19 protein-coding genes are annotated in these 19,160 nt (G+C 42.9%); 17 read left to right on the top strand and 2 right to left on the bottom strand.

Annotated elements, in window-relative coordinates; all coding sequences use genetic code 11:
* Window positions 1-29: 29 nt before the first annotated feature.
* The 5 genes from A5882_RS15040 to thrB all read left to right on the top strand — a co-directional run bounded on the left by A5882_RS15040 (window position 30) and on the right by thrB (window position 5,591).
* Complete coding sequence (locus A5882_RS15040) at window positions 30-1,757, top strand: phospho-sugar mutase (protein ID WP_086373045.1); 1,728 nt, start codon at window positions 30-32, stop codon at window positions 1,755-1,757.
* 246 nt (window positions 1,758-2,003) lie between these two features.
* A complete protein-coding gene (locus A5882_RS15035) occupies window positions 2,004-2,297 on the top strand; it encodes a metalloregulator ArsR/SmtB family transcription factor (RefSeq protein ID WP_005235473.1) in 294 nt (97 codons plus the stop codon).
* A 116-nt stretch (window positions 2,298-2,413) separates the two neighbouring features.
* Window positions 2,414-3,664: a homoserine dehydrogenase gene (locus tag A5882_RS15030; protein WP_086373044.1), complete on the top strand. Its 1,251-nt coding sequence runs from the start codon at window positions 2,414-2,416 to the stop codon at window positions 3,662-3,664.
* 2 nt (window positions 3,665-3,666) lie between these two features.
* Window positions 3,667-4,725, top strand: a complete 1,059-nt coding sequence (gene thrC, locus A5882_RS15025) for a threonine synthase (RefSeq protein ID WP_086332445.1) — start codon at window positions 3,667-3,669, stop codon at window positions 4,723-4,725.
* Window positions 4,722-5,591 carry a homoserine kinase gene (gene thrB, locus A5882_RS15020; RefSeq protein ID WP_008378411.1) on the top strand — a complete coding sequence of 290 codons (870 nt, stop codon included), beginning with the start codon at window positions 4,722-4,724 and terminating at the stop codon, window positions 5,589-5,591. The genes thrC and thrB overlap by 4 nt, the downstream gene beginning before the upstream one ends.
* Before the next feature lie 80 nt (window positions 5,592-5,671).
* Here thrB and A5882_RS15015 read toward each other — a convergent pair whose 3' ends face one another.
* Window positions 5,672-6,559 (bottom strand): pyruvate, water dikinase regulatory protein, encoded by an 888-nt coding sequence (locus tag A5882_RS15015; protein WP_008378409.1) that lies wholly within the window; start codon window positions 6,557-6,559, stop codon window positions 5,672-5,674.
* Between the two features lie 95 nt (window positions 6,560-6,654).
* On the opposite strand from A5882_RS15015, the gene A5882_RS15010 reads away from it, so the two are divergent.
* The 9 genes from A5882_RS15010 to recO all read left to right on the top strand — a co-directional run bounded on the left by A5882_RS15010 (window position 6,655) and on the right by recO (window position 13,926).
* Entirely contained in the window at window positions 6,655-7,086 is a 432-nt protein-coding gene (locus A5882_RS15010; protein WP_008378408.1) for a Fur family transcriptional regulator, read from the top strand.
* Window positions 7,087-7,246: 160 nt separating this feature from the next.
* Window positions 7,247-7,423, top strand: coding sequence for a 30S ribosomal protein S21 (gene rpsU / locus A5882_RS15005; RefSeq protein WP_002356740.1), 177 nt, complete (start codon window positions 7,247-7,249; stop codon window positions 7,421-7,423).
* Window positions 7,424-7,456: 33 nt separating this feature from the next.
* Entirely contained in the window at window positions 7,457-7,906 is a 450-nt protein-coding gene (locus A5882_RS15000; protein WP_005235483.1) for a GatB/YqeY domain-containing protein, read from the top strand.
* A gap of 171 nt (window positions 7,907-8,077) precedes the next feature.
* Window positions 8,078-9,052 carry a PhoH family protein gene (locus tag A5882_RS14995; protein ID WP_005235484.1) on the top strand — a complete coding sequence of 325 codons (975 nt, stop codon included), beginning with the start codon at window positions 8,078-8,080 and terminating at the stop codon, window positions 9,050-9,052.
* 21 nt (window positions 9,053-9,073) lie between these two features.
* Window positions 9,074-11,275, top strand: a complete 2,202-nt coding sequence (locus A5882_RS14990; protein ID WP_016612212.1) for an HD family phosphohydrolase — start codon at window positions 9,074-9,076, stop codon at window positions 11,273-11,275.
* Window positions 11,275-11,751: an rRNA maturation RNase YbeY gene (gene ybeY / locus A5882_RS14985; RefSeq protein WP_086373043.1), complete on the top strand. Its 477-nt coding sequence runs from the start codon at window positions 11,275-11,277 to the stop codon at window positions 11,749-11,751. The genes A5882_RS14990 and ybeY overlap by 1 nt, the downstream gene beginning before the upstream one ends.
* Window positions 11,735-12,124, top strand: a complete 390-nt coding sequence (locus A5882_RS14980) for a diacylglycerol kinase family protein (RefSeq protein WP_016612211.1) — start codon at window positions 11,735-11,737, stop codon at window positions 12,122-12,124. Before ybeY ends, A5882_RS14980 begins: the two co-directional genes overlap by 17 nt.
* A 35-nt stretch (window positions 12,125-12,159) precedes the next feature.
* On the top strand, window positions 12,160-13,059 hold the full coding sequence (gene era, locus A5882_RS14975) for a GTPase Era (RefSeq protein WP_008378264.1): 900 nt from the start codon (window positions 12,160-12,162) through the stop codon (window positions 13,057-13,059).
* Window positions 13,060-13,152: 93 nt separating this feature from the next.
* On the top strand, window positions 13,153-13,926 hold the full coding sequence (gene recO, locus A5882_RS14970) for a DNA repair protein RecO (RefSeq protein ID WP_005235491.1): 774 nt from the start codon (window positions 13,153-13,155) through the stop codon (window positions 13,924-13,926).
* On the opposite strand, the gene A5882_RS14965 is transcribed toward recO, so the two are convergent.
* A complete protein-coding gene (locus A5882_RS14965) occupies window positions 13,920-14,726 on the bottom strand; it encodes an AraC family transcriptional regulator (protein ID WP_005235493.1) in 807 nt (268 codons plus the stop codon). The genes recO and A5882_RS14965 overlap by 7 nt on opposite strands.
* Before the next feature lie 121 nt (window positions 14,727-14,847).
* Between A5882_RS14965 and A5882_RS14960 the strand changes: the two genes are divergently transcribed.
* The 3 genes from A5882_RS14960 to A5882_RS14950 all read left to right on the top strand — a co-directional run bounded on the left by A5882_RS14960 (window position 14,848) and on the right by A5882_RS14950 (window position 19,156).
* Window positions 14,848-16,860 (top strand): beta-galactosidase, encoded by a 2,013-nt coding sequence (locus tag A5882_RS14960; protein ID WP_086316205.1) that lies wholly within the window; start codon window positions 14,848-14,850, stop codon window positions 16,858-16,860.
* Window positions 16,860-18,617, top strand: a complete 1,758-nt coding sequence (locus tag A5882_RS14955) for a beta-galactosidase family protein (RefSeq protein ID WP_086332443.1) — start codon at window positions 16,860-16,862, stop codon at window positions 18,615-18,617. Before A5882_RS14960 ends, A5882_RS14955 begins: the two co-directional genes overlap by 1 nt.
* 299 nt (window positions 18,618-18,916) lie before the next feature.
* Complete coding sequence (locus A5882_RS14950; protein WP_086373042.1) at window positions 18,917-19,156, top strand: hypothetical protein; 240 nt, start codon at window positions 18,917-18,919, stop codon at window positions 19,154-19,156.
* Window positions 19,157-19,160: the final 4 nt, after the last annotated feature.

Below are 19,160 nucleotides of genomic sequence, written 5' to 3'. Positions count from 1 at the left end.
ATTTTAACGGAAAAAGGAGAGGTTATTTTATGGCATGGGAACAAACATTTAATCAATGGAAAAACAGTGAACACTTAGATCCACAATTAAAAGAACAATTGACCGCATTAGAAGCAGATCCTGCGATGTTAGAAGACGCTTTTTATATGCCTTTGGAATTTGGGACTGCCGGTATGCGAGGAATTTTAGGACCTGGTATCAATCGGATGAACATTTATACGATTCGTCAAGCAACCGAAGGATTGGCTCGCTTTATGGATACACAAGATCCTGAAACAAGACGTCGTGGCGTAGCGATCGCCTATGATTCCCGTCATTTTTCACCTGAGTTCGCGATGGAAGCGGCAAAAACATTGGCAAAACACGATATTCCAGCCTTCGTCTTTGAAAGCTTACGTCCGACGCCAGAATTATCTTTTGCTGTGCGATACTTAAAAACCTTTACTGGAATCATGATCACAGCTTCTCACAATCCAGCCGAATACAATGGCTACAAAGTATATGGGGAAGATGGTGGACAAATGCCACCAGCAGATGCGGATGCATTGACAAAATTCGTTCGGGAAATTGAAAATCCGTTAGAGATCCCTGTATTAAGTGAAGAAGAAGCCAAAAACAGCGGCTTGATCTCTATTATTGGCGAAGAAATCGATACTGCCTATCTGAAAGAGATCAAAGAAGTCACGATCGATCAAGAATTGATCGATACGGTGGGCAAAGATTTGAAACTTGTCTATACACCACTTCACGGAACAGGGCGGATGCTTGGGGAGAAAGCGTTGAAACAAGCTGGTTTCCAACAATTCATTATTGAACCTTCTCAAGCGGTTGCCGATCCAAATTTCAGTACAGTGAAATCACCGAATCCAGAAGAGCACTCTGCCTTTGAATATGCGATTGCTTTAGGAGAAAAAGAAGGTGCTGACCTGTTGATCGCAACAGATCCAGATGCCGATCGCTTAGGAGCTGCAGTAAGAATGCCAGATGGCAACTACCAAGTGTTGACAGGTAACCAGTTAGGCGCATTGATGATCCGTTACATTTTAGAAGCCCATAAAATAGCTGGGACATTGCCAGAAAATGCAGCAGTCTTAAAATCGATCGTTTCTAGTGAATTGCCAACAGCGATCGCTAAATCCTACGATGTGGATATGATCAACGTATTGACCGGCTTTAAATTTATTGCCGAAAAAATCCAACAATTTGAAAAAGACCATTCTCAAACCTTTATGTTTGGCTTTGAAGAAAGCTATGGCTACTTAGTAAAACCATTCGTACGGGACAAGGACGCGATCCAAGCGCTCGTTTTATTAGCAGAAGTGGCTGCTTTTTACAAACAATCAGACAAAACATTGTATGACGGTCTGCAAGATATTTTTGAAGAGTACGGTTATTATGCAGAAAAAACGATTTCTGTAACGATGAGCGGCATGGAAGGGGCAACTAAGATTGCTGCCTTGATGAAGACTTTCCGTGAAAAAGCACCTTCTGTCTTCGCAGGAACCCCTGTCGTACAAACAGAAGACTTTAAACTGTTGACTCGTGTGGGCTTAGATGGTCACCAACAAAAAATGACCACACCGCCTTCTGATGTTTTGAAATACACCTTGGAAGATGAAAGCTGGATTGCGGTTCGTCCTTCTGGGACCGAACCGAAAATCAAGTTTTATATTGGTGTAAAAGGCGAAACGGCAGAAGCAGCAGAACAAAAAATTGCTGATCTGCAAGCAGCGATTGAAGAAATCACAGGTGAATAAAGTCATCTGCTGCCTTCATAATCAAAAAATTGCAATTTGACTGAATGATCCGAGTGGTAGAAAAAGAAGCATTTGTTTCGCCAACGAACAGTTGTTGAGGGACCTAAGCTTCTAAAGGGAATTTTCTGACACTTGGATCTATTCTTGTCTTTTATCTAATTACTTCTCCTTGTTTGGCGGCCGCTGATTGACAAGCCGTCTATCAAGGGCTAAAATGCAAAAGGAAATAAGAGAGGATGTGGCGCGATGACTCCGCCTAAATTAGAGGAAATTCAGCAAGTAACGCAGATTTTTAAGATGCTTAGTGATCCGACCAGATTAAAAATTTTGTTGTCCCTTCAAGAGGGTGAACGCAATGTCACTTCAATCGCGGAACAAGTACATATGGAACAATCAGCAGTCTCTCATCAGTTGAAACTATTGAAAGATAATCGGATCGTAAAGTCGGAAAGACAAGGAAAAACCATCCTTTATAGTCTTGATGACAAACATGTTGTGGATATTTTGCAAAAAACATTCGAACATATCCATCACCGTTAAAACTAGGGCGAGAATTTCTCAAAAGTCCTAGTTTTTTCTTATTGTTTTTGGTATGCTAGTGGAAATATTAAAATTGGATGAACGGTTTTTAATAACGTTTTCAGTTAGGGGGCATTATGGGTAAGCAATTGAACATTGGATTATTAGGAATGGGTGTTGTCGGCACCGGGGTATGCCAAGTGTTGGCAGAGCAAAAAGAAGCCATTCTGGCACGCACAGGAGTCAGTGTGCAAATCACGAAAGCATTAGCTTCGCCTTATGAGGATAAGTCTGCGTTAGCAGCTAAGTATGGGTTTGCTTTGACGAATGAGGCAAATGAGTTGTTTGAAGATGAGACCATCGACGTAATTGTGGAATTGATCGGGAAGATCGATCCGGCAAAAGCGTTTATTTCAGCTGCTTTAGAAAATAAAAAGCATGTTGTGACGGCAAATAAAGATCTGATTGCCACCCATGGACATGAACTGCTGGCAATTGCTGAAAAAGCCGGTGTTTCTCTTTATTATGAAGCCAGTGTGGGGGGAGGAATTCCGATTTTGCGCACATTGAGCACCCACTATCTACCTGATACGATCACAGGAATTTTTGGCATCGTCAATGGGACGACCAATTATATGCTGACGAAAATGACGGAAGATGGCATGACCTATGAAGATGCGTTGTCACAAGCTCAAGTAAAAGGTTTTGCCGAATCAGATCCTTCCAATGATGTTGACGGTATCGATGCGGCTTATAAAATGGTGATCCTGACCAAATTTGCTTTTGGGAAAACAATCGACGTTGCTGATGTTGCAACAAAAGGTATTCGCGGATTAGCTGTAGAAGATATTAAGCAGGCACAAGCTTTTGGCTATGAAGTGAAATTGATTGGCGCAGCTCAAAAGACTGATGACGGTTCCCTTACTGTATCGGTTGGGCCGGTGTTAGTGCCAAAAAACCACGCCTTGGCGACGATCCAAAATGAGTTCAATGGTATTTTTATCAAAAGCGACGGAATTGATCAGTCGATGGTTTATGGACCAGGGGCTGGATCGCGTCCGACAGCCACTAGTGTGGTTGCCGATTTGACGGTATTGGCTAAAAACAAAACATTCGGGATCGTTGAACCTTTTTTAACCTTTGAAAAAGAAACAGCATTGGCTTCGGTACAAGAAGTTCCTGTGCAACACTATGTTTCCTTTTCAAGTAAAGACCTTAATGCAGCTTCTTTCCCAGAATGGTTTGAATCAAAGCACACAGCATTTGATGAAGCAAGCCAACGAATAGCTGGAATCACGAAGCCAATCAGTGAAAAGGAACTAACAGTAGCACTCAAGGCATACGCGAATACGCAAAACGTGCAAATAATGAAAGTGATGGAGGAATAAACATGTATCAAGGATTATTGCATCAATACAAGGAATATCTCCCAGTTAATGAAAATACCCCAGCATTGTCGCTGGCTGAAGGAAATACACCTCTGATTCCATTACCAAGTCTTTCAAATGAATTAGGGATCCAATTGTATGGAAAATACGAAGGCCTGAATCCGACAGGCTCATTTAAAGACCGCGGCATGGTGATGGCGGTGGCAAAAGCGGTGGAAGAAGGCGCGAAAGCGATCGTTTGTGCCTCGACAGGAAATACTAGTGCAGCCGCAGCCGCTTATGCGACCAGAGCGGGGATCAAAGCTTACGTTGTTATTCCAGATGGCAAGATCGCTATGGGAAAATTGGCGCAAGCAATCGTTTATGGAGCGGACATCATTTCGATTCCAGGAAACTTTGATGAAGCGTTAAAAGCAGTCCGGGATATTGCGAAAACAGAAGCTGTGGCATTAGTGAACTCTGTCAATCCTTATCGTTTAGAAGGACAAAAAACAGCTGCCTTTGAAGTATGCGAACAGCTAGGACAGGCGCCTGATGTTCTTGCAATTCCAGTTGGTAATGCTGGGAATATCTCGGCTTATTGGAAAGGATTCAAAGAATGGCATGAGAAAAAAGGCACCACGTTGCCAAGAATGCATGGGTTTGAGGCAGAAGGTGCGGCTGCCATCGTTCGTGGGGAAGTCATTGAACAGCCGGAAACCATCGCTACAGCGATTCGTATCGGCAATCCAGCCAGCTGGCAGTTGGCAGAAGCCGCTCGTGATGAATCAAAAGGATACATCGATGCAGTAACCGATGAGGAAATTTTGAATGCGTATCGTAAAATTGCTGCGCAAGATGGTGTGTTTATTGAACCAGGCTCTGCTGCATCGCTTGCTGGTGTCATCCAGCACGTGAAAGCAGGGAAAATCAAACCAAGTGAAACTGTCGTTGCCGTCTTTACTGGAAACGGGCTGAAAGATCCTGATACAGCAATTAAAGCAACGGAAGTTACGATCAATAAAATGAGTGATTTAGAAGAAATGCGCCAGCATCTTCGTGAAGGAGTTGCCAAGTTATGAAGATCCGCGTTCCTGCAACCAGTGCGAATTTAGGGCCTGGCTTTGATTCCTGCGGGATTGCCCTGTCAAAGTATTTGTTCATCGAAGTTTTAAAAGAAAACGATACATGGGAGATCATCCATGAGCTAGGCTCAGAGATCCCAAACGATGAAACTAACTTACTTTTGCGTGTGGCACTAAAATTAGCACCAGACATGAAACCCCTGAAGATCCGTATGAGTTCGGATATTCCTTTGGCACGAGGCTTAGGCAGTAGTTCCTCGGTGATCGTCGCTGGTATTGAACTAGCCAACCGAATGGCACACATGAATCTGAGTGCAGCACAAAAGCTTGAGATCGCAACTGCCATTGAAGGGCATCCTGACAATGTTGGACCAGCGATCTATGGAGATTTTGCAGTTGCTGCTTATGATCATCAGCACAAGCATACGTATTTAGTAAAGCATCATTTTCCAGAGTGCGAGATCATTGCCTATATTCCTCATGAAGAACTTTTGACTGAAGCAAGTCGTCAAGTCTTGCCGCAAACACTTTCTCACGAGCAAGCAGTTGAGGCCAGTGCGATCGCCAACGTGATGATCGCAGCGGTCATCAATGGCAATCTGCCTCTTGCAGGGAAATTGATGCAGCAGGATCGTTTTCATGAAGCCTATCGGGAAAAGCTTGTGCCACACTTGTCGACCATTCGCCAGATTTGCGAAGAAGAAGGCGGCTATGGCTGTTTCTTAAGCGGCGCTGGACCAACGGTCTTAGCGATCGTCCCAGAGGAACGGGCAGAACGAATCTCAAAACTTTTACATGCCTTGGAGAGCAATGCGTATATCGAACAATTACAAATCGATCGTGAAGGGCTGCAAGTTTTTTAAAAAAACTTTGAAATGATAGATATCCTAAAAAAGATGAGCAGACGGCAGTCTGTTCATCTTTTTTTATTGCTTTATCGTTTTCAGTCTTTTGTCTCTGAAGTGTAATAGCTATGGTCTTCTAAGTTTAATGCATTTAAAATCATTGAGGCGGTTTCTTCGATGGAAAGGGAAGCGACATTGATCACGACACAACCTAATTTCTCGTAAAGATCATTAGCAAACGTCAGCTCTGCTTTGATTTTTTCAATATCGGAATATGCAGAGTCAGGGTTCAGGCCATAAGAACGCATCCGTTCTTTGCGGATACTGTTTAACACATTCGGATCATTTGTTAACCCGACGATTTTTTTCGGATCGATTTCCCAGAGCTGTTTCGGGATGTGGGCTTGTGGAACCAAAGGCAAATTAGCGACTTTTAAGTTTTTGTTCGCTAAAAATAGACTCAACGGTGTTTTTGAGGTTCGAGAAACCCCTAGTAACACGACATCTGCTTCCAAGAAGCCACGAGGGTCTTTTCCGTCATCGTACATGACCGCAAATTCCATGGCTTTGATGCGTTTGAAATAATTTTCGTTCAGGTGGTGCAAAGCCCCTGGCTCTCGTGAAGGTGCTACTCCAGTGCGGCGTGCCACTTCACTGACAGGCGGTGTTAATACGTCGAAATGATAGAGATCCGCTTCTTCACAAAAATGATTCGTCAAATCCACGAGTTCTTCTTTGATCAAAGTGTGAAGGATAATGGCATTGTGTTTCTTAGCATCTGATAATGCTTTGATCAAGTGCTCTTTCGTGTGGATAAACGTGCGTCTAAAAAGGTTAAATTCGACGCTGGGGTACTGTGCCATTGTCGCTTGGGCAAGCTTCGATGCTGTTTCACCGGCAGAGTCCGACAAAACGAACATCGTCACTGCAGCACTGGTTTGCAATTTTTCTTGCAAGTCTAGTTGTTCTGGTTCATTTGGCTTCATAAGAAAAATCCTCTCTTGCTTTTTTATTGATTTCATTATACCATACTTAAGATTGATAGAATCGGAATGATTTTGATTTATCAGGAGGGTCTACGATGAAAAATCAAACGCTCATAGAGCATGCCATGACAACGTTGAAAGAAAATGGCTTTAAAAATACGAAAAAAAGAGAAGCGATCATTACCTATTTAGTGAAACGCAATCGCTATTTACCGGCAAAAGAAATTCATGAATACATGTCGGAAAAGTACCCTGGCTTGAGTTATGATACGATCTACCGGAATTTGCACGATTTTTCTGAGATCGGTATTTTAGAAGAAACAGAACTGAACGGTGAGATGAAGTTTCGCTATAACTGTTGTGCAGAATTAGAAGACCATCATCACCATCACTTTATTTGCACGGTTTGTGGCAAAACAAAAGAACTGCATATTTGCCCAATGGACTTCTTTCAAGAACAGCTTCCCGGTTGTTTGATCGAGGGTCATCGCTTCGAGATTTTGGGTCGTTGTGAAGAATGTCAATGAAAACCCAAACAAACTTGACAGTATCGAAGACTTTTTTAACAGAATGCCTTGACACTTTTTCAGGGGTTAGCTATAATTTTTAAAGGACAGTCGTGTTTTTTGGGATTTTATTTCAATAACAACTACGGTTACTTTTTAAGCTCGGAGGGAGGGAATTTACATGTCAAAAACAGTCGTTCGCAAAAACGAATCACTTGACGATGCTCTTCGTCGCTTCAAACGTTCCGTGTCAAAAGCGGGTACTTTACAGGAATCTCGTAAACGTGAATTTTACGAAAAACCTAGCGTAAAGCGTAAGAAAAAATCTGAAGCAGCTAGAAAACGCAAAAAATTCTAATTTTCTACTGTTTTGAGAATTGGAGCTGGTAGTGTGACACTACTAAGTACACTGAATGATGACATGAAGACAGCGATGAAAGCCAAAGACAAGGAAACCTTGCAGGTGATCCGCATGTTGAAAGCATCAATTCAAAATGAGCAGATCAAAAAAGGTTCTGACTTGAATGAAGAAGAAGAGTTGACCGTTTTATCTCGTGAGATGAAGCAACGTCGGGACTCTTTACATGAGTTTGAGAAAGCTGACCGAAATGATCTAGCTGAGAAAGTCAAAGTTGAAATTGCAGTTGTTGAAAAATATTTGCCAGCACAACTTGATGAAGCGGAAATCCGCCAAATCGTTGCTGGAGCGATTGAAAAGACTGGTGCTTCTTCTTCCAAAGAATTTGGAAAAGTGATGGGTGCTGTAATGCCGCAAGTCAAAGGCAAAGCAGACGGCAATCAAGTCAATGCGATCGTTAAAGAATTATTGGATCAAATGTAAGCTCACGCCGCGAGTATGGATGACATGCTCGCGGCTTTTTTTCTGATTTCAAAAACTTAAAAAAAGCATAAGGACAAAAAGGAAACTACCCTTGGACTTTATAAGTAATTTTTCTTTTTTCCATCTTATGTTATTATTAATAAGAACGCCAAAAAAGGAGCTGTAACATATTTGACAGACAAAACTATGACGATCGAGATAACACTTAGTGAGAACGATGACGTTCGTTTACTCTTAGGTGCTCACGATAAGAACATTAAAATCATTGAAGACTCGACGGGGACGGTCATTCACACTCGTGGGGAGCTGATCCAAATCGTCGGCGAAGCGGAAGCTACAGAAAAAGCACAATCCGTGATCCGAGCGTTGCAAGAGTTGATCAAACGAGGCATCAATATCAGTACTCCTGATGTGATCACAGCTTTGAACATGGTAAACAAAGGCAGTCTTGATTATTTCAAAGATATGTATGAAGAAGAAATCATCAAGGACCGTAATGGGAAACCGATTCGGGCAAAAAATGCCGGTCAAAAGAAATATATCGAAGCTGTCCGTAAACATGATGTGGTCTTTGGGGTCGGACCAGCCGGAACCGGAAAAACCTTTCTGGCCGTCGTAATGGCGATCGCTGCTTTAAAGAAAGGTCAAGTGCAAAAGATTATTTTGACACGGCCCGCGGTTGAAGCAGGAGAGAACCTTGGCTTTCTTCCAGGCGATTTGAAAGAAAAAGTCGATCCTTACTTGCGACCGGTTTATGATGCGTTGTATCAAATTTTCGGGATGGATCATACGAACCGTCTGATGGAACGAGGCGTCATTGAGATCGCACCATTAGCATATATGCGAGGGCGTACATTAGAAGATGCCTTTGTCATTTTAGATGAAGCGCAAAATACGACGATCGCTCAAATGAAAATGTTTCTGACGCGTTTAGGATTCAACTCCAAAATGATCGTCAATGGCGATACGAGTCAGATCGACTTGCCAAAAGGGACTTTAAGCGGTTTGATCCATGCGGAGCGAACGTTGCAGGAAATCCCTAAAATTGCTTTTGCTAATTTTGAAGCAGGAGATGTGGTGCGGCACCCAGTTGTGGCCGATATCATTCGAGCTTATGAAGAAGCAGATCTTAAAGACAAGCGCTGATCGTCTTTCAGGAGGAGAACTATGATCATTCAACCACTACGGAAACTTAGAGAAAGACTCGGGAAGTTTTATTTACCAGTTTTGATGTTTCTCTTCTTTCTTTTTTCGATTGGTATCATGTACACCAGTGTCAAACAGAATAATGTCGATTATAGCGAAGGCCAGGTGGCGGAAGAAAACATTCGTGCCAATAAAACGATCGAAAACACTACTGCAACGGAACAAAAACGCAAATTGGCAGCAGAAGCGGTTCCGCCAGAGTACACCTATCAGGATACTCTAGCGCAGACACAGCACGATCGCATCGACCACCTTTTTGACTTAGTTGATTCAGTCAAAAAATCAACGGATGAGACACATGCAAAAGAAGTTGCTGAGGCGGATGAGGATGAAAATATCCCTAAACCGAGTACGGATGAATACATTGCAGCCTTAAAAAAAGAGTTTGAAAAAATGAGTGATGATGAACTCGATTTCTATCAGTCATTGACGAATAATTTTTTGTCGACATTGTTTTCATTAAGTACCGATGAATTGAATACGGTACGAACCTATGCGTTGCAGCTAGTAGACGAGCAAATGGCCAAACAGATCCGTCAAACAGAACTCAGTACTTTCCGCTCAGAGGCGGAAGACAAGATCCAATTTCTAGATGTTACTTCGGATATGGCGTCCGTTTTACGCTTCATTGTCAATCAAGGAATCGTCGTCAATGATATTCCCAATGAAAAGCGGACGGAAGAAGCGAGACAAACCGCCATGGATGCTGTTCCACCGGTAATGATCTATCAAGGGGAGATCATTGTTCGTGAAGGATCACAGATCGATGCCAACGCATTGGAAAAGCTGCAGCTTTTAGGAATGACCAATCAGACCTTCTCAGTTTTTCCATTAATCGCCTTAGTTTTAGCGACCTGCTTACAAATGCTCATGCTGTTTTATTATACAAGACAGACAAAAGATGTTGAAAAGCGAATGAACGCCGTCACTTTTTATATTTTGGCGATGGCATTCAGTATCTTGATCATGAAATTTTTCCAACTGTTCCAATCAGAATTAGTGACCTTTATCCCGCTCTTTTTCCCAGCAGCCTTTACACCGCTGATTCTAAGCATTTTCTCCAGCAGACGTTTAGGGATATTAGCCGCGATTTTCCAAGTGGTCAGTGCACTCTTCATTTACTTTGATTCCAGCGGGACCAACTTGTTGACGACTGTTTTAGTGACCTATCTCTTCTCTGGGTTGATGGGGACGATGATCAAACGAGCACGTATCGCCAGTCAAGGGAAAATCGCAGTCATGTGGGTGATCGTTTTCCCATTACTCTTAAGCATCATGTTGGTCATTTTCCAAGGAATGGATTTGGCCCGCGGCAATACGTGGACAACACTCGTCTGTGGATTGGCCGGCTCGCTTCTTAGCTATTTGCTGACGATGGGGTTGCATCCATATATCGAATTATTGGTAACGGATGAAAGTATGATCGTGTTGAATGAATTGAGTAACCCGAACCACCCGTTATTGAAGCAGTTGCTGGAAGAAGCACCAGGGACCTATCATCACAGTATGATGGTTGCTAATCTTAGCGCCAATGCCGTCGCCGAGATCGGTGGGCAAAGCTTACTGACCCGCGTGGCTTGTTATTACCATGATATTGGCAAAGTCAAACATGCCAATTTCTTCGTAGAAAATTTACCTGCTGGTGCCGAAAACCCGCATAATTTTTTGCTGCCGGAAGACAGCAAACAAATCATCTTCGGTCACGTGATCGACGGAGCGGAAATTCTCGAAGAAGCCAAAATGCCGCGGATGGTGATCGATATTTGCCGTCAACACCATGGCACAACTCTGATGCGTTATTTCTATGTAAAAGCTCAAGAGCGTAATCCCGAGGTGACAGAAGAAGATTTCCGTTATCCTGGGCCAAAACCGCAGACACGAGAAGCGGGTGTCGTGAGTATCGCTGACAGTTGTGAAGCAGCTGTTCGAGCGATGGAAAATCCGACCAATCAAAAAATTCAAGAATTTGTTGCGAATCTCATCAATGATCGGATCTTAGACGGTCAATTAGATGAAACGGGACTAACGTTGAAAGAAATCCGGATGATTGAAAAATCACTGGTCAACGGACTATGCAGTACCTTCCATTCACGGATCAAATACCCAAAAATGAAATCGGAAGCAGAGAAAATGAAAGAAGAACAAGAAAGAAGAGAGCGCTAATGGAGATTACCTTTTTAGATGAGACAAATTCAGTGGGGGAAACGAAGATCAAAGAGATCGAAGGACTTCTGCAATTTGCTGCAGGACATTTAGACCTTCCAGAGGATACGGAAATGTCCGTCACGTTTATGGACAATGCAGCCATCCAAGAAATCAATCGGGAGTATCGCGGCAAAGATATGCCGACAGATGTCATCAGTTTTGCCTTCGAAGAAGAAACGGCGGAGGAGATGCCGATTATTTTTGACGAAGCCCTTGAAGAGATGCCTCGTGATCTAGGAGACATTATGATCTCCATTGAACGGGCAAAGGAACAAGCTGCTGAATATGGGCATACCTATAATCGGGAACTTGGTTTCTTGGCGCTGCATGGTTTCTTGCATATCAACGGCTATGATCATATGACACCAGAAGATGAAAAGGAAATGTTTGGATTGCAAAAGGAAATACTGGATGCCTATGGACTCAAAAGATAAGAATATTGGGAAAAATAAACAGTTTATCTCGTCAATCGAATTTGCTTTCACCGGTATAAAAACTGTCTTTAAAGAGGAACGTAATATGCGTAAACATGTTGGGTTAGGCATCGTTGCGATCATTGCAGGTTTTATTTTCCGTTTGAATCAAATGGAATGGCTTTGGCTGCTGTTAGCCGTTTTCTTGGTCTGGATCGTGGAGATCATCAATACAGTCTTTGAGAATGTCGTTGACATGTTTACGGACTTTCATTTCCATCCAATCGGGAAAAAAATCAAAGATATGGCAGCTGGTGCTGTGCTGATGACCGCAGTTTTTGCATTAGTGGTCGCAGCGATCATCTTCTTGCCAAAATTACTGCAGCTCTTCTGATACGCACTAAAACCACAAGATAAAGGGGAACAACAATGACAACACACAAATCAGGCTTCGTTGCGATCGTCGGACGGCCAAATGTTGGGAAATCCACACTACTAAATCGAGTTGTAGGACAAAAAATCGCGATCATGAGTGACAAGGCGCAAACGACTCGTAATAAAATCCAAGGGGTCTATACGACAGATGACGCACAGCTCATCTTTATCGATACACCAGGGATCCATAAACCCAAACACCGTCTGGGCGATTTTATGGTGGAAACCGCCTATAGCGCACTTCGTGAAGTTGACGTGACACTATTTATGATCAGTGCCGATCAAAAGCGCGGCAAGGGTGATGATTTTATCATCGAACGGTTGCGTCAAAGCCAGACGCCGGTTTTCCTAGTGATCAATAAAATTGATAAAGTCCATCCGGATGCTTTATTGGCAATCATTGAAGATTACTCCTCACAAATGGACTTTGCCGAGATCGTACCGATTTCTGCAACGGAAGGCAATAATTTCGAAACGCTAATGAAACTATTGGTCGATGAAATGCCTGAAGGTCCTCAGTATTTCCCAGAAGATCAAATCACTGACCATCCGGAATACTTTATCGTTTCCGAGCTGGTACGGGAAAAAGTCTTGCTTCTGACCAGAGATGAAGTGCCTCACTCGGTAGCGGTCGTCGTTGACTCCATGAAACGAGATCATAATGATAAGGTGCATATTCAAGCGACGATCATTGTCGAACGTGACAGCCAAAAAGGCATTATCATCGGTAAAGGCGGTAAAATGCTGAAGCAGATCGGGACGAAAGCCCGTCTAGATATTGAACACTTACTAGATGACAAAGTCTTCTTGGAATTATGGGTGAAAGTTCAAAAAGATTGGCGCGACAAGCAAACCTTCTTAACGGATTACGGCTATCGTAAAGATGAGTATTAAGGAAAGGCAGATCCATCACGGTCTGCTTTAAAGAGGAAAAACTGATGCAGTTAGCGAACTGGATCAGTTTTTTTCAAGAAATGAGGTGCGACGATGAATCTTGTTGAAACAAAAGGAATTTTGCTTTTTTCAAAGGACCATAAAGAAAAAGACAAGCTAGTCAAAATCTTTACGGAATCTGCCGGGAAGCAAATGTTTTATGTCAAGGGTGCTCATCGGAAAAATAACCCCTTGGCACCAGCGTTGCTCTCCTATACTGAAGCCACCTACATGGGAACCATCAAAACGGAAGGCTTGTCCTTTTTAAACAATGCCAAAGACATCCATCCTTTTCGTACGATCCAAAGTGATATTTTTATTGCTGGTTATGCGACCTACTTGTTGAATTTGGCTGATTCTGCTATCGATGATCGGGTCTATGACCCACATCTATACCAATTTTTACATGAGGCATTGCACTTAATGGATCAAGGGAACGACGCAGAGATCATCACCAATATCTTTGAGATCCAGATTTTGCACCGTTTCGGGATCACTCCGAATTGGACCCATTGTGCCATCTGCGGAAAAACCGACGGTCGGTTTGACTATTCCTCAAAGTATAGCGGTATTTTATGCGAACAACACTGGGGGATGGACGAACGTCGCTATCATGCGGATTCTCGTGCGATCCATTTTATTCGCTTATTTTCGCAAATATCCTACGAGCAGATTGCTTCGATCAAATTAAAGCCAGAAACGAAAGCAGCGATTCGACAAGTGATCGATCTATTGTATGATGAATATGTGGGCATTCATTTAAAAAGTAAGAAGTTTATCGATCAGATGGGGCAATGGCAAGACGTCTTAAAACCGAAAAATCAATGATAGAGTTGGCGAAACTTCAATGGAGTTAAGCCGACTCTTTTTTTGAATAATGCGGTAAAGTGACTCGCATCCTGAAACCCTACAGCAAAAGCGGCTTGCTGAATGGGCAGATCCGGCTGTGCCACCAAAAGCTCTTTGGCACGGGTCATGCGATAGTTTAATAAGTATTGGGCGGTGGATTGTCCTAAAAAACGCTGGAACAACCGAGAGAGATATTGAGGCGAAACATAGACTAAACCAGCCAAGTTTTTGATCGTGATCGCCTGATCATAATTGGTTTCGATTTCTTGTATAACAGGGACCAGATATTGTTGAAACAAGGGGTGTTTTTCGGTTGGATTCCCAGAGCGCTCTTGCATGATCGCCAGCAAAAAACGATAACACTCACTAGAAGCCCGTAACGGATCCCAGCTGATTTTTGGGTCTTCTTTAATGCGTTGTTTGATCCAAGTCATATAGGAAAAAGTTTTAGACTCTTCAACTAAAAGATAAGGTTGACTTGTAAATTGTTTTAATATCTCAGCTGCCAAAGGTCCTTGAAAGGTAGCGAAGGAGGTTTTCCAATCTGATAAGGGATAGTAGCGATGAGGAGTGAAAGGGAAAATCAAGATGCCTTCACTGGGACGTAAAATAAAGGATTCTTGACCAAAGGTGACGCGACCTTCTCCTTGTTCTGTCTGCAGCCAATGAAAGTAAGGGTAGCCATCGAGACGAACAACGTCATCTTGTGGCCAATCGTTTCCGATACTTTCAAGCGACAAAGGCAACTGCTGGTTTGTTTGATAAAAATAAATAGGCATGTTCAACCTCCATGTTTCGAAAAGTTATAAAATAGTGTTTCATGTATTATACTACAACAAAATGAAAAGCCTTACAATAAGAGAGTAGAAATCATTTTATTTTAAAGGAGCGTTCACTTATATGACAAAATTTTTTGATCGAATTCTATTCGGCGGCGATTATAATCCAAATCAGTGGCCGAAAGAGATTTGGGAAGAAGACATTCGGATCTTTAAAAAAGCAAGTATCAATAGCGCGACCGTCAATGTTTTTTCATGGGCAAAGATCCAACCCTCTGAAAATTGTTATGATTTTGAGGAATTGGATCAAATCATCGAAAAATTAAGTACGGAGGGCTTCGACATCGTCTTAGCCACTTCCACAGCCGCTTTGCCAGCTTGGATGTTTAAGAAGTATCCGGAAGTCGCTCGCACCGATTATGATGGACGCCATCATAAGTTTGGGCAACGGCATAATGCCTGTCCCAATAGTTTGGTTTATCAAAAATACGCAGAACGTCTGGCAACGAAATTAGCCGAACGTTACGGCGAAAATCCACAAGTGACTTGTTGGCACATCAATAATGAATACGGCGGCGAATGTTATTGCGACAACTGTGAAAAAGCGTTTCGTGTTTGGCTAAAGGATAAATATCAAACGATCGAAGCACTGAATAAAGCCTGGAATATGGAATTTTGGGGTCATACTGTATATGAATGGGATGAAATCGTTCTGCCAAATGCGCTGTCAGAAGGAATCGGCTATGACAAGACGGCATTTGCAGGAATTTCTATTGACTACCGACGCTTCAACTCGGATAGCCTTTTAAAAAACTATATGATGGAGCGGGACGCTATTCGGAAAATCGATCCCACGACACCGATTACAACGAATTTGATGGGAACCTTTAAAGGACTGGATTATTTCAAGTGGGCGAAGGAAATGGACCTTATTTCGTGGGATAATTATCCAGCGTATAATACGCCATGGAGTTTAGTAGCCATGACACATGATCTAATGCGCGGCTTGAAACAACAGCCCTTTATGCTGATGGAACAAACACCCTCTCAACAAAACTGGCAACCCTATAACTCATTAAAAAAACCGGGACAAATGCGGGCGCAAAGCTACCAAACGATCGCTCATGGGGCGGACACGATCCAATATTTCCAATTGCGACGTTCCATCGGTGCTTGTGAGAAATTCCATGGAGCTGTTATCGAACATGTCGGTCATGAAGACACGCGAGTTTTCCGAGAAACGGCAGCTCTTGGTGCTGAATTAGCGCAGCTTTCAGACATTATTGGGACGCAAACTCAATCACAGGTTGCCGTGATTTTCGATTGGGACAATTATTGGGCATTAGAATATACGAGTGGTCCGACCGTTGATCTGAAGTATGTAGAACAGATCCATCGCTACTATCGTTATTTTCATGAACAAAATATTGCCGTCGACTTGGTTCCCGTGGATGCTGACTTATCAAAATACAAATTAGTCGCAGCACCTGTTCTCTACATGATCAAAGAAGGAATGCAAGAGCGGCTCACTGATTTCGTCAAACAAGGTGGTTCTTTACTTACCACGTATATGAGCGGTATCGTTGATCAATCTGACAACGTTCACTTAGGGGGCTATCCTGGGCCATTGCGGGAGTTAGCTGGCATCTGGGTGGAAGAAATCGATGCATTAGCCCCAGAACAATCAAACGGCGTTTCCTTAGTCAATGAAGAACTGACAGGAACCAGTAATTTAGTCAGCGATTTGATCCATTTAGAAACCGCCGAAGCGCTAGCGCATTACACAAGCAATTTCTATGCAGGAATGCCGGCAGTGACGAAAAATATGTTTGGCGATGGCACCGTCTATTACTTTGGTGGACAGTTGGAAGATCAGCTGCAAGATCAGCTTTTCAAAACGATTGTCGAAGAAAACGATATCACCCCAGTGATCGAGGAAGCAACAAAACTAGAAGTTGCCTGTCGTGAAAATGCAGAGGCGAAATTCTTCGTTATCATCAATTTCCACGAAGAAGCACAACCGTTGCCAGCAATGTTTGTTGGAAAGACGGATCTTCTGACGGGTGAGGTTCTTTCTTCAGAAATGATGCTGACACAATACACCACCTATATCGTCAAAGAGGAGCGTAACTGATGCGAACTTTTGCTATCGAAGATGACTTTTATCTAGACAAAAAGCCGTTCAAAGTGATCTCTGGAGCGATCCATTATTTTCGGGTCGTTCCTGAATATTGGCAAGATCGATTAGAGAAACTACGCTTGATGGGTTGTAATACTGTGGAAACCTATGTTCCGTGGAATCTCCATGAAGCACAGGAAGGCGTCTATCAATTTGAGGGGATCCTTGATTTGCGGCGATTTATCCAAACGGCACAAGAAGTAGGGCTTTATGTCATTTTGCGACCAGCACCTTATATTTGTGCAGAATGGGAATTTGGGGGACTGCCTTATTGGCTTTTGCAAGATCCCATGATGAAGCTTCGGTTTGATTATCCACCATTTATGGAAAAAATCACTCGTTATTTCGCCCATTTGTTTCCACAAGTGCGGGATCTGCAGATCACCCAAGGCGGTCCGATTTTAGTGATGCAAGTAGAAAATGAATACGGCAGCTACGCCAATGATAAAGAGTATTTGCGGAAAATGGTGGCTGCGATGCGGCAACAGGGTGTAGAAACGCCGTTAGTGACCTCTGACGGACCTTGGCACGATATGTTAGAAAACGGCACTATCAAAGACTTGGCATTGCCTACGATCAACTGCGGCTCCAACATCAAGGAAAACTTTGAAAAACTTCGAAGATTTCACGGAGAAAAACGGCCACTGATGGTCATGGAATTTTGGATCGGCTGGTTTGATGCTTGGGGTGATGACCATCATCATACAACATCAACGGCTGATGCAGTAAAGGAACTTCAGGATTGCTTGGCAGAAGGTTCTGTCAATATTTATATGTTCCATGGCGGGACCAATTTTGGCTTTATGAACGGGTCAAACTATTACGAGCGCTTAGCGCCGGATGTCACTAGCTATGATTATGATGCCTTGTTGACAGAATGGGGAGAACCTACTGCCAAATACCAAGCCTTCAAAAAAGTGATCGCTGACTATGCGGAAATTCCTGAGTTTCCCTTGAGTATGAAACTTGAGCGAAAAGCTTATGGAACATTCTCAGTGAAAGAACGAGTCTCCTTGTTTTCGACGATCGACACGATCAGTCAACCGATCATAAGGAATTACCCTTTATCGATGGAAGCCTGCAATCAAGCGACAGGTTATATCTACTATCGCTCACTGATTGGGCCTGCACGGAAGATTGCCGACTACCGTCTGATCAATACGATGGATCGTGCCCATACGTTTATCAACCAGGAACTTTTGCGGATCGATTACGATCGAGAAATCGGTCAATCCTACAGTTTCGATCTATCAGAATCAGAAAACGAGTTGGGGATCTTGGTGGAGAATATGGGGCGGGTCAATTATTCCGTTAAAATGAACCATCAGCACAAAGGCATTAAAGACGGTGTGATCATTAATGGCGCATTCCAAAGCAACTGGGAAATCTATCCCTTGCCGATGGATAATTTGCATGCCATTGATTTCCAAGGGAAATGGCAAAAAGGCCAACCAAGTTTCTCACGCTTTGAATGTGTTTTTGATGAATGTGCAGATACCTTTATCGAATTGCCGGGCTGGGGCAAAGGGTTTGTCCAAGTCAATGGTCATATGATCGGCCGTTTCTGGGAAAAAGGACCGCAGCAGCGCTTGTACGTCCCGGCGCCGTTTTTAAAAACTGGAATGAATGAGATCATTGTTTTTGAAAGTGATGGGAAAATCGCTGATGAGATCGTCTTTCATGATCAGGCGGATTTAGGTCCAGAAGGATAAAAGTTCAAATTAATCATTGACAAACCCTAGCTTCAACTACTATCATAATGGTAATCGAATCCGTGCTATGACCGGAAGAAAGAAAGAAGACCATTCCATGAAGCGAACTTGGGAGAGTGAAAGCCAAGTTGGAACCTTATTTCGCAGGCGTCCGTGAGCATGATCAATGAAGCTGCCGACTTGTCGGAAGTAGGGTGGAACCGCGAATGTATCGTCCCTATATCTATACACTTTGTATAGATATAGGGACTTTTTTATGTTTCACACCAAGAATAGCCAAAAACAAAGGAGGTTTTTTTATGTTATTTGATATGACGATTCCAGCAAGTGCGTTTACCGAAAAAAAGCTCAAAGTATTAGCAAGTATTCCACTGCAGGTTCGCCTTTTAAAGGATGAACAGCTTTTACATGAATTTACAACGAGTCCAGACCAAATGCTTTACGACTTATCTGATATTTTAGAAGCAGATGCCGTGGTCGAAGTAAAATTGATCCCCGGATCAGTTGCCGAGTTTTATCCTGTCGTCAATGCGTTATAAGAAA

This window comes from Enterococcus sp. 4E1_DIV0656 (assembly GCF_002140695.1).
Taxonomy (GTDB): Bacteria; Bacillota; Bacilli; order Lactobacillales; family Enterococcaceae; genus Enterococcus_D; species Enterococcus_D entomosocium.
Note: the sequence above shows the minus strand (reverse complement) of the source record. Positions and strands in the feature narration are given on the sequence as shown.